The organism is Pseudomonas sp. GW456-12-10-14-LB2, from assembly GCF_002884345.1.
Classification (GTDB): domain Bacteria; phylum Pseudomonadota; class Gammaproteobacteria; order Pseudomonadales; family Pseudomonadaceae; genus Aquipseudomonas; species Aquipseudomonas paraglycinae.
The window spans coordinates 56,022-67,428 of sequence record NZ_POHV01000011.1 but is presented as its reverse complement, the minus strand read 5'-3'; the positions used below and the strand labels follow the sequence as shown (position 1 = coordinate 67,428).

The window sequence follows — 11,407 nt, the reverse complement described above, 5'->3', positions numbered from 1 at the left end:
TTTCAGAGACGCCTCACCGGAAGCGGTCGACTTCCTGGCGCAGGTCGGCTGCGAGGCCTTCCAGTTCCTTGGCGGTGATTGCCAGGTTCGATACCACTTCGCGCTGCTCGCTGTTGGCCATCGCGATGCTCTGCAAGTTGCTGCTGAGCAAAGTCGCGGTGCTGCTCTGCTCCTGAGTCGCGGTGGTGATCGCGGCAAACTGCTCACCCGCCGAGCGGCTTTGCTCGTCAATGCGCGCCAGCGCCGACGCCACATTGGCATTGCGCGACAGGCCTTCCTGCATCAGCAGGTTGCCCTGCTCCATGTTGCTGATGGCGTTGCCGGTTTCCTGCTGAATGCTGTGAATCATGCTGGAAATTTCATCCGTCGCCTGACGGGTACGCGAGGCGAGGCTGCGCACTTCGTCGGCCACCACGGCAAACCCGCGACCTTGTTCACCGGCACGGGCCGCTTCGATGGCAGCGTTGAGTGCCAGCAGGTTGGTCTGTTCGGCAATCGAGGTGATCACGCTGACGATGCCGCCGATTTCCTGGGAGCGCTGACCGAGCGTGTTGATCACGGTCGCGGTGGTGTTCAGTGCGCCGGCAATCTGCTCCAGCGAGGAAGACGCTTCTTCCATCGACGTGCGACCGATCTGGGTCTGCTGGGCGTTTTCCTGGGCCAGACGCTGGGTGTTGCCCATGTTGTCGGCAATGTTCAGCGACGTGGCGGAGAACTCTTCAACGGCGCCGGCCATGCTGGTGATTTCGCCAGACTGTTGCTCCATGCCTTCATAGGCGCCGCCAGACAGACCGGACAGCGCTTGAGCCCGACGGTTGACCTCTTCCGAGGCGCGGCGGATGTGCTCGACCATGGTCGACAGGGCCTGGCTCATCTGGTTGAACGCGCGGGCCAACTGGCCAATCTCGTCGTTGCTCGACACACTCAGGCGCACGCTCAGATCGCCGGCGCCCAGGGCTTCAGCCTGGCGGACCAGATCGCCCAGCGGTGCCAGTTTGCTGCGCAGCAACCAGACCACGGAGCCGACCGCCAGCAGCATCGCCAGCAGACTGCCGATGGCCAGCTGAGTGCCGACGCTCCAGGTCACCGCGCGGATCTCGGCTTTCGGCATGCTCGCCACCACCGACCACGGGCCACCCTCGAACGGCACGGCGATGCTGTAGAAGTCTTCGGACTTGTCGCTCCAGAACTGTCCTTTACCCGGCGTTTTCGCCAGACCGTTGATTACAGGAACCGCTTGATCCAGCGCCTGCACACCGGCCGGCGCCACCAGCCACTGGTTCTTCTCGTCCAGCAGCGCCAGCGAGCCGGTCTGGCCGATACGGAAGCGCTTGAGATTGGCGAACTGGGCGTTCTGCGCGTCGGTGTAATCGAAGCCGACGAACAACACCGCGATTACCTTGCCGCTACTGTCACGCACCGGGGTGTACTGAGTCATGTAGGAGCGATCGAACAGCAAGGCGCGACCGACGTAACCCTGCCCCGCCATCAATTTCGCATAGGCCGGGTGAGCGTGGTCGAGCACGGTGCCGATGGCGCGGGTGCCGTCTTGTTTGCTCAGAGAGGTGCTGACGCGAATGAAGTCTTCGCCGCTGCGCACGAACAGCGTGGCAACGCCCGCCGTCATCTGCTTGAACTCGTCGACTTCCTTGAAGTTGTTGTTCAACACCTCGCTGCCCAAGTGCAGGCCCGGGGTCTGGGTGCCCGCAACATTGACCGGCTCGCTCGGGTGAATGCTCAGGCCCGCGATGAAGCGCTTCTCGAACAACCCGCTCAGGCGCTGGGTGCTTTCGCGCAGCGTGCCGTGAAAAGTGCTCAGCTGGTCGGCGAGCAGGCGTGCCTCGCTGGCCAGGTGTTCTTCACGGGTGGCGAGATTGGCGGTGTCCAGCGAACGCAGGGCGAACACCGTACTGCCGCTGATGACTATCGCCAGTATCACGGCGAGCGCGAGGCCCAGCTGCGAGGCGATCCGAGCGCGAGGTTGAGACATGGACAGCTCCTGGCCGAACTTCCGATCCTCCTTGATCGCAGCTCGGGTAATTTTCTAATGGGGGTAAATCGTGGCCACCGGCACGACGGTTCCACATGCACGTATTCGGCGGTAAAACCGAATACTTGAGCGAACAGCAGGGTTATGGCGAAAGGCCGGCATTGTGCAGGCTCGAACGTTTCAGCTCAAGCGCGTGACCGCCGGCAGCGCCATGGCGCGGACTTCGCCTTGCAGGAAGTCGCTCAGACGGCGCAAACGTTCACCTCCCGGACGAGTCTTTGGCCACACCAGGTAATAATTCAGGCCGCTGGCGACCGCCGTCGGCCACGGCAGACTCAAGCGTCCTTGCGCGACATCCTCGGCCACCATCAGCAGATCGCCCATGGAAACCCCATAGCCCCGAGCCGCCGCAATCATCCCGAGTTCCAGAGTATCGAACACCTGTCCGCCCTTGAGCGACACCTGATCCGACAGCCCCATGTGCTCCAGCCAACTGCGCCAGTCGCGGCGGTCCGGCGTCGGGTGCAGCAATTCGGCGCTGGCCAGCCGCGCCACGTCCCACGGCTGATCGTTGAGCAGATTCGGCGCGCCGACCGGAATCAGCTCCTCCGGAAACAGCAGGCTGGCTTCCCAGTCCGGCGGGAAATGCCCGTCACTCAACAACACCGCGCAATCGAAGGGCTCGTTATTGAAGTCCACCGAATCCACGTCCATCCACGCGCTGGTCAGTTGCACCTCGTTACCTGGCTGCAGATGACGAAAGCGACTGAGCCGCGCCAGCAACCAGCGCATGGTCAGGGTCGACGGGGCTTTCATGCGCAGGATGTCATCTTCGGCGCGCAAGGTATTGCAGGCACGTTCCAGCGCGGCAAAGCCATCACGGATGCCCGGCAGCAGCAGGCGTGCCGATTCGGTCAGTTGCAGGTTGCGCCCGCTGCGGTGGAACAAGCGGCAGGCGAAGTGCTCTTCGAGCGTACGGATGTGCCGGCTCACCGCACTCTGAGTGATCGACAACTCCTCTGCGGCCCGGGTGAACGAACTATGGCGTGCCGCCGCTTCGAATGCGCGCAGGGCATACAAGGGTGGAAGACGACGGGACATGTACAACGCTCCAATGGCGGGATTGCGCCAACTTAGCAGAATCGCGACAGGATGAGTTTTAATCATGTCACCCATCCTTTTTATCCCTTTGTGCAACCCGCGCCAAACCCTGAGAATCGACGGTCTCTTGCTCCCTCGTTTATTAAGGATGTGAAAACATGCAGCGTCCTGTGCGTACCGAACTCTGGGCCATCCTGCGGCTGGCGGGGCCGTTGATCGCCTCGCAGTTGGCGCACATGCTGATGGTGCTGACCGACACCCTGATGATGGCGCGCCTCAGTCCCGAAGCGCTGGCCGGCGGTGGCCTGGGCGCGGCCACTTATTCATTCGTGTCTATTTTCTGCATCGGCGTGATCGCGGCGGTCGGCACCCTGGTGGCGATTCGTCAGGGCGCCGGCGACATCATCGGCGCCGCCCGCCTGACTCAGGCCGGGCTGTGGCTGGCGTGGCTGATGGCGCTCGGTGCCGGGTTGCTGTTGTGGAATCTGAAACCGGTGCTGTTGCTGTTCGGCCAGACCGAGACCAACGTCAACGCCGCCGGGCAGTTCCTGATCGCCCTGCCATTCGCCCTGCCCGGCTACCTGAGCTTCATGGCCCTGCGCGGTTTCACCAGCGCCATCGGCCGGGCGACACCGGTGATGGTCATCAGCCTCGCCGGCACGGTGGCCAACTTCCTGCTCAACTACGCGCTGATCACCGGCATGTTCGGCCTGCCGAAACTCGGGCTGACCGGTATCGGCCTGGTCACGGCGATTGTCGCCAACTGCATGGCACTCGCACTGGCCTGGCACATTCGCCGGCATCCGGCCTACGACGCTTACCCGCTGCGTGAAGGCCTGTCGCGGCCGAACCGGCAGTACCTCAAAGAGCTCTGGCGCCTGGGTCTGCCGATCGGCGGGACCTACGCGGTGGAAGTCGGGCTGTTCGCCTTCGCGGCGCTGTGCATGGGCACCATGGGCAGCACGCAACTGGCGGCGCACCAGATCGCTCTGCAAATCGTCTCGGTGGCGTTCATGGTTCCGGCGGGGATGTCGTATGCGATCACCATGCGCGTCGGCCAGCATTACGGCGCCGGGCAATTGAGCGATGCGCGGATGTCCGGGCGGGTCGGCATCGTCTTCGGAGCAGTGGTAATGCTGGGGTTTGCGATGGTGTTCTGGCTGCTGCCGAATCAGTTGGTCGGCTTGTTCCTCGACCATAACGATCCGGCGTTTGCCGAGGTGATTCGTCTGGCGGTGAGCCTGCTCGCCGTGGCAGCGTGGTTCGAGCTGTTCGACGGCACGCAGACGATTGCCATGGGCTGCATCCGCGGGCTCAAGGATGCCAAGACCACATTTCTGGTCGGGCTCGGTTGCTACTGGCTGATCGGTGCGCCGGCGGCGTGGCTGATGGCGTTCCATCTGCACTGGGGGCCGACCGGCGTCTGGTGGGGTCTGGCGCTTGGGCTGGCCTGTGCGGCGGTGAGCCTGACGCTGGCATTCGAATGGAAGATGAAGCGAATGATTCGGCTTGAGCCGCAACCTCAAGGCTTCAAGATCGCTCAGCCGGAATGAGTTTCCCTGTGGAAGCAAGCTCGCTCCCACAGGGACTTGAGGCTAAACCACAATGCCCAGCGGCGGCTGACTGGCATCAGCCACCAGGTAATCAACCAGTTCCGTCAACGGCAACGGCTTGCTGATCAGGTAACCCTGCACCTGATCGCAACCGAACCCGCGCAACAGATCCAGTTGCTCGCGGGTTTCCACCCCTTCGGCAACCACTTCCAGGTGCAGGTTGTGCGCAAGGTTGATCATCGCGTGCACCAGTTTGCGGTTCTCTTCGCGCTGCTCCATGCCACCGACGAAACTCTTGTCGATCTTCAGCAAGGTGATCGGCAGGCTGTTGAGATGCACGAACGACGAGAACCCGGTGCCGAAATCATCCAGCGAGAAACGCACGCCGAGGCGACCGAGCGCGTCCATGGTCTGCTTGACCAGATCGCTGCGGCGCATCACGGCGGTTTCGGTGAGTTCGAATTCCAGCCACTGCGCTTCGACTCCGCGCTCGGCGATCAGACGGCTGAGCGTCGGCAGCAACTGGCTGTCCTGAAACTGGCGGAACGACAGGTTGATCGCCATATGCAGCGCCGGCAATCCGCGTTCGCGCAACGCCTGCATATCGCGCAGGGCCCGGGAAATCACCCAGTAACCCAGCGGCACGATCAGACCGCTCTGCTCCGCCAGCGGCACGAATTCGCTCGGTGGTAGCAGGCCGCGTTCGCTGTGGCGCCAGCGCACCAGCGCTTCGAGGCCGACGATCTGGCCGTCCTGCAGGTTCAGGCGCGGCTGGTAATGCAGCTCCAGCTCGTCGCGACGCAAGGCCCGGCGCAGCTCGCTTTCGAGGTCGGCCATGCTTCGCGCGTTGCGGTTGATTCGTTCGTTGAAGATATGAAAGGTGCAGCCTTGGGTGCTCTTGGCCTGCTGCATGGCGATGTGCGCGTGCCACATCAACGGATCGGCGCCGCCCTGGGCCCGCGCATGGGCGATGCCGAGGCTGGAGCCGATCAGCAGGCTTTCGCCATCGACCCAGTAAGGTTCAGCCAGCGCTTCGGTGATGCGCTCGGCCATCCATTCCGCCCGTTGCGGGGCGCGGCGGGTGTCGATCAGCAGGGCGAATTCGTCACTGCCCAGGCGCGCCAGTTGATCGCCGACTTCCAGCTGACTTTTCAGCCGCGCCACCACTTGCAGGATCAGGCGATCACCGGCCTGATGGCCGAGGGCGTCGTTGGCATGGCGGAAGTTGTCGAGATCGAGGTGCCCGAGGGCCAGACCGCGACCGTCGTTTTCCGCCAGACGGGCCGTGAGCAGGGTCTGGAAGCCTTGGCGGTTGGCGATGCCGGTCAGCGGATCCTGCTCGGCCAGGCGTTGCAGGGTGTTTTCCAGCACGCCGCGTTCGCGCACATGCCGCAGGCAACGCCGTAGCATGCCGGCATCGAGGGCATCGAATACCAGCCAGTCGCTGACGCCGTCGGGCGCGGTCGCCGGCTCGTGTTCCAGAAGCAATACCGTCGGCAGGCTGCAACGGCCGGGCGCCGGCTGCAACGCGGGAACGGTCAACAACACCGCGTGGCGGTTGTCTTCGAACAGACTGCTGACCGACTCCCAGCTCGGCGCGCTGATCAGCACCGCCGCACTTCCCAACGGAGCCAGACACTCGCGCAATAACGCTGTCCACGCTGGCTCTTCGGCCAGTAGCAGCAAACGCAAGGGTTCGACAGGCGTAGTCAAGCTGACTCCCTAGACTCTGCAATGATGTGGGCGGCGGGCATTATGCCGTTGCGGCTACCAATGACCAAACGACAACGGTTATCAAAACGTTATTTTGTGTCACGAATGAGAACATTAGCCGCAAAATCACCGCGCATCCTGCGTGAAAGTAACAAAACCGGCAAATTTGAATCGCGTGCTGCGTCACAAGTCGGAGAGAGCAGCACAAATCGCTGAGCCTGTTAAAATGCCGGCCCATTTCGTCAACGACTCCCGAATTTTCGTATGTCCCGACTCAATCCCCGGCAGCAAGAAGCCGTGAACTACGTCGGCGGCCCTCTATTGGTGCTCGCCGGTGCTGGCTCCGGCAAGACCAGTGTGATCACGCGCAAGATCGCGCACCTGATCCAGAACTGCGGCATCCGTGCCCAGTACATCGTCGCCATGACCTTCACCAACAAGGCCGCGCGTGAGATGAAGGAACGGGTCGGCACCCTGCTGCGTGCAGGCGAAGGTCGCGGCCTGACGGTCTGCACCTTCCACAACCTGGGCCTGAACATCATCCGCAAGGAACATGAACGGCTGGGCTACAAACCCGGTTTCTCGATCTTCGACGAAACCGACGTCAAGTCGCTGATGACCGACATCATGCAGAAGGAATATGCAGGCGACGACGGCGTCGACGAGATCAAGAACATGATCGGCGCCTGGAAAAACGACCTGATCCTGCCGGCCCAGGCCCTGGAAAACGCCCGTAACCCCAAGGAACAGACCGCCGCCATCGTCTACACCCACTATCAGCGCACGCTCAAGGCGTTCAACGCGGTGGACTTCGACGACCTGATCCTGCTGCCGGTTAAACTCTTCGAAGAGCACGCCGACATCCTCGAAAAGTGGCAGAACAAGGTGCGTTACCTGCTGGTCGACGAATACCAGGACACCAACGCCAGCCAGTACCTGCTGGTGAAAATGCTCATTGGCAAGCGCAACCAGTTCACCGTGGTGGGCGACGACGACCAGTCCATCTACGCCTGGCGCGGCGCGCGGCCGGAAAACCTGATGCTGCTCAAGGACGACTACCCGTCCCTGAAAGTGGTGATGCTGGAGCAGAACTACCGCTCCACCAGCCGCATCCTGCGCTGCGCCAACGTGCTGATCTCGAACAACCCGCACGAATTCGAGAAGCAGCTGTGGAGTGAAATGGGCCACGGCGACGAGATCCGCGTGATCCGCTGCCGCAACGAGGACGCCGAAGCCGAGCGCGTGGCCATGGAAATCCTCAGCCTGCACTTGCGCACCGACCGCCCGTACAGCGATTTCGCGATCCTCTATCGCGGCAACTACCAGGCCAAGCTGATCGAGCTGAAACTGCAGCACCATCAGGTGCCGTACCGTTTGAGCGGCGGCAACAGCTTCTTCGGGCGTCAGGAAGTGAAAGACCTGATGGCCTACTTCCGCCTGATCGTGAACCCGGACGACGACAACGCCTTCCTGCGGGTGATCAACGTGCCGCGCCGTGAAATCGGCTCGACGACCCTGGAAAAACTCGGCAACTACGCCACCGAACGCAAGATCTCGATGTACGCCGCCACCGACGAACTCGGCCTGGGCGAGCATCTGGACAGCCGCTTCACCGATCGCCTGTCGCGCTTCAAGCGCTTCATGGACAAGGTACGCGAGCAATGCGCCGGCGAAGACCCGATCTCCGCCCTGCGCAGCATGGTCATGGACATCGACTACGAGAACTGGCTGCGCACCAACAGTTCCAGCGACAAGGCTGCGGACTACCGGATGAGCAACGTCTGGTTCCTGATCGAAGCCTTGAAGAACACCCTGGAAAAAGACGAAGACGGCGAAATGACCGTCGAGGACGCCATCGGCAAACTGGTCCTGCGTGACATGCTGGAACGTCAGCAGGAAGAGGAAGACGGCGCCGAAGGCGTGCAGATGATGACCCTGCATGCGTCCAAGGGCCTGGAATTCCCTTACGTGTTCATCATGGGCATGGAAGAGGAAATCCTCCCGCACCGTTCCAGCATCGAAGCCGACACCATCGAAGAAGAACGCCGCCTGGCCTACGTGGGCATCACCCGCGCGCGCCAGACCCTCGCGTTTACTTTCGCCGCCAAGCGCAAACAGTACGGCGAGATCATCGACTGCGCGCCAAGCCGCTTCCTCGATGAGCTGCCGCCGGACGACCTGGCCTGGGAAGGCAACGACGACACACCGACCGAAGTCAAAGCCGTGCGGGGCAACAGCGCATTGGCTGATATACGCGCGATGTTAAAGCGCTAGAATTGACCACTTTTTACTAGACCTTCGACGCACAAAGCGTCAAATGAGGACAGCTTCATGGAAGCATTGCACCAGAAAATCCGCGAACAAGGCATTGTGCTTTCCGACCAGGTCCTGAAGGTCGACGCCTTCCTGAACCACCAGATCGACCCGGCCCTGATGAAGCTGATCGGCGACGAATTCGCCACGCTGTTCAAGGATTCGGGCATCACCAAGATCGTCACCATCGAAGCCTCGGGCATCGCTCCGGCGATCATGACCGGTCTGAACCTCGGCGTGCCGGTGATCTTCGCCCGCAAGCAACAGTCCCTGACCCTGACTGAAAACCTGCTGTCGGCGACCGTTTACTCGTTCACCAAGAAGACCGAAAGCACCGTGGCCATCTCCCCGCGTCACCTGACCAGCAGCGACCGCGTGCTGATCATCGACGACTTCCTGGCCAACGGTAAGGCGTCCCAGGCGCTGATTTCGATCATCAAGCAGGCCGGCGCCACCGTCGCGGGTCTGGGCATCGTGATCGAGAAGTCGTTCCAGGGCGGCCGTGCGGAACTGGATTCGCAGGGTTACCGCGTCGAGTCGCTGGCTCGCGTGAAGTCGCTGAAGGATGGCGTGGTGACTTTCATCGAGTAATCGCTGATAGGCGCAAACACACTGCAATACCTGTGGGAGCTGGCTTGCCAGCGATGGGGCCATATCCTTCAACATCCTAGTTGAGTGATAAACCGCCATCGCGGGCAAGCCCGCTCCCACAGGTTTTTTGTTGTTTGTTATTGCGCGGTGGCCTTCAGGCCCGTTAGCAACAACCGCTGAAACAGGTCTTCCTTCAGACCTTCCGGATCAGTGAGCTGCATGCGCGCCAAATGCTCCGGATACAGCGAAGCCTCAGGCGCATCCAGCGCCGCCTTGCCCAGCTCCAGAATCTCGGTCAGCTTGAATTTGCTCTTGAGCCAGTTCAGCGCCCGCAACAGATCCTTCTCGACCTCAGTGAAGTCGCAGCCCAGCGGATACTCCGGAAACAGGTTCGGATGCCGCGCGGCAATCGCCTGCAAGCGTTGCGGGGTGTTGTCGGCAAAGCGAGGATCAAGGCGGAAATCCTTCGGCAGCTTGCCGACCTTCTGCGCCTGCTCGATCAGCCCCTGCTGGAAGCGCGAATCGCTGATGTTCAACAGCGCCTCTATCACCACCGCATCCGACTTGCCGCGCAGATCGGCGATGCCGTACTCGGTGACCACGATATCGCGCAGGTGCCGTGGAATCGTGCAATGGCCGTATTCCCAGACAATGTTCGAGCTGACATCGCCGCCGGATTCGCGCCAGCTGCGCAGCAGCAGAATCGAGCGCGCATCGTGCAACGCATGGCCCTGAGCGACGAAGTTGTACTGCCCGCCGACGCCGCTGAGCACTCGCCCGTCTTCCAGCTGATCCGCTACCCCGGCACCCAGCAGGGTCATGGTGAATACGGTGTTGATGAACCGCGCATCCAGACGCTGCAGACGTTTGAGTTCTTCCTGACCGTACAGCTCGTTGATGTAGCTGATGCGGGTCATGTTGAATTCAAGGCGTTTGCTCAGCGGCAACTCACGCAAGCGTTCATAGAAACTGCGCGGCCCGAGGAAGAAACCGCCGTGGATCGACAGGCCGTCGGTTTGCGCCGCTTCGTCGAGGGTCCCGGCGTTGGCTTGCTCCTGAGTCTGTACATCCGGGTAGACCTTGCGCCGGATGATCCCGGCTTCGGCCAGCACCAGCAGGCCGTTGACGAACATTTCGCTGCAACCGTACAGGCCTTTGGCGAAGGGTTCGATGCCGCCCTCGCGCTCGATCAATTGCGCCCACTGGCTGAGGTTCACATCGGCCAGCAAGTCCTGGTATCCGGCGTTGTCGGCCTGACGCGCCAGCAACGCAGCGGTCAACGCATCGCCCATAGAGCCGATGCCGATCTGCAAAGTACCGCCATCGCGCACCAAGGTACTGGCGTGCAAACCGATAAAGTGATCCTGAAATCCCACGGGCATGTTCGGCGTGGAAAACAGCGTGCTGCTGTCTTTCTCGTCGATCAGCAGGTCGAAGGTATCGATGTCGACTTCGGCGTCACCCGGCATGTACGGCAACTCGGTGTGCACCTGGCCGACCAGCAGGATCGTTTCCCCCGCTGCCCGGCGTTTGGCGATCATCGGGAACAGGTCGAGGGTGATGTCCGAGTTGCAGCTCAGGCTCAGGCGATCCGGGTGTTCGCTGCTACTGGCGAGCAACTGCGCCACCAGGTTCAGGCCGGCGGCGTTGATATCACGGGCGGCGTGGCTGTAATTGCTGCTGACATAATCCTGCTGGGCCGGCGCGCTGTTGAGCAGACTGCCGGGCTGCATGAAGAATTGCTCGATGCGGATGTTGGACGGCAGGCTGTCGCGGTGCAGGTCGGCGAGGAATTCCAGTTCCGGGTAATCGCCGAACACCCGCTCGACGAAGGGTTCGATGAAGCGCTTCTGCAAACCATCGCCCAAGGCCGGACGGCCGAGGCACAAGGCGGTGTAGATCGTCAGCTGACGTTCGGGCAATCCGGCAACCCGCCGGTACAGCGCGTTGACGAAGGGATTGGGTTTGCCCAGCCCCAGCGGCAGGCCCATGTGGATGTGCGCCGGCAACCGCGCCAGCACGTCGTCCACTGCCTGTTCGATCGAACACAGCTGCACCATCTGAAGCCTCCTGCCCGTTCCGTGAATAGAGGTACGACCGAGATTGCCGGTTGTTTGCTGCAAAGAACAGCCTCAGGCGTGAATCG

The 11,407-nt window shown here is 61.9% G+C and carries 7 protein-coding genes; 3 read left to right on the top strand and 4 right to left on the bottom strand.

What is annotated here, in order from left to right; genetic code table 11:
• Positions 1 to 13 precede the first annotated feature (13 nt).
• Positions 14 to 1,990, bottom strand: coding sequence for a methyl-accepting chemotaxis protein (locus tag C1X29_RS09715; RefSeq protein WP_102717317.1), 1,977 nt, complete (start codon positions 1,988 to 1,990; stop codon positions 14 to 16).
• A 180-nt stretch (positions 1,991 to 2,170) separates the two neighbouring features.
• A complete protein-coding gene (locus tag C1X29_RS09710; RefSeq protein WP_085746790.1) occupies positions 2,171 to 3,091 on the bottom strand; it encodes a LysR substrate-binding domain-containing protein in 921 nt (306 codons plus the stop codon).
• Between the two features lie 158 nt (positions 3,092 to 3,249).
• Here C1X29_RS09710 and C1X29_RS09705 point away from each other — a divergent pair, with 158 nt between their 5' ends.
• Positions 3,250 to 4,644: a NorM family multidrug efflux MATE transporter gene (locus tag C1X29_RS09705; protein WP_102717316.1), complete on the top strand. Its 1,395-nt coding sequence runs from the start codon at positions 3,250 to 3,252 to the stop codon at positions 4,642 to 4,644.
• 42 nt (positions 4,645 to 4,686) lie between these two features.
• Here the strand turns inward: C1X29_RS09705 and C1X29_RS09700 are convergent, their stop codons facing one another.
• Positions 4,687 to 6,357 carry a bifunctional diguanylate cyclase/phosphodiesterase gene (locus tag C1X29_RS09700; RefSeq protein WP_085746792.1) on the bottom strand — a complete coding sequence of 557 codons (1,671 nt, stop codon included), beginning with the start codon at positions 6,355 to 6,357 and terminating at the stop codon, positions 4,687 to 4,689.
• Between the two features lie 264 nt (positions 6,358 to 6,621).
• On the opposite strand from C1X29_RS09700, the gene rep reads away from it, so the two are divergent.
• A complete protein-coding gene (rep, locus tag C1X29_RS09695; RefSeq protein WP_007954499.1) occupies positions 6,622 to 8,631 on the top strand; it encodes a DNA helicase Rep in 2,010 nt (669 codons plus the stop codon).
• Between the two features lie 57 nt (positions 8,632 to 8,688).
• Complete coding sequence (locus tag C1X29_RS09690) at positions 8,689 to 9,261, top strand: xanthine phosphoribosyltransferase (protein WP_003229440.1); 573 nt, start codon at positions 8,689 to 8,691, stop codon at positions 9,259 to 9,261.
• Between the two features lie 137 nt (positions 9,262 to 9,398).
• Here C1X29_RS09690 and C1X29_RS09685 read toward each other — a convergent pair whose 3' ends face one another.
• Positions 9,399 to 11,321, bottom strand: a complete 1,923-nt coding sequence (locus C1X29_RS09685) for an acetyl-CoA hydrolase/transferase C-terminal domain-containing protein (RefSeq protein WP_102717315.1) — start codon at positions 11,319 to 11,321, stop codon at positions 9,399 to 9,401.
• Positions 11,322 to 11,407: the final 86 nt, after the last annotated feature.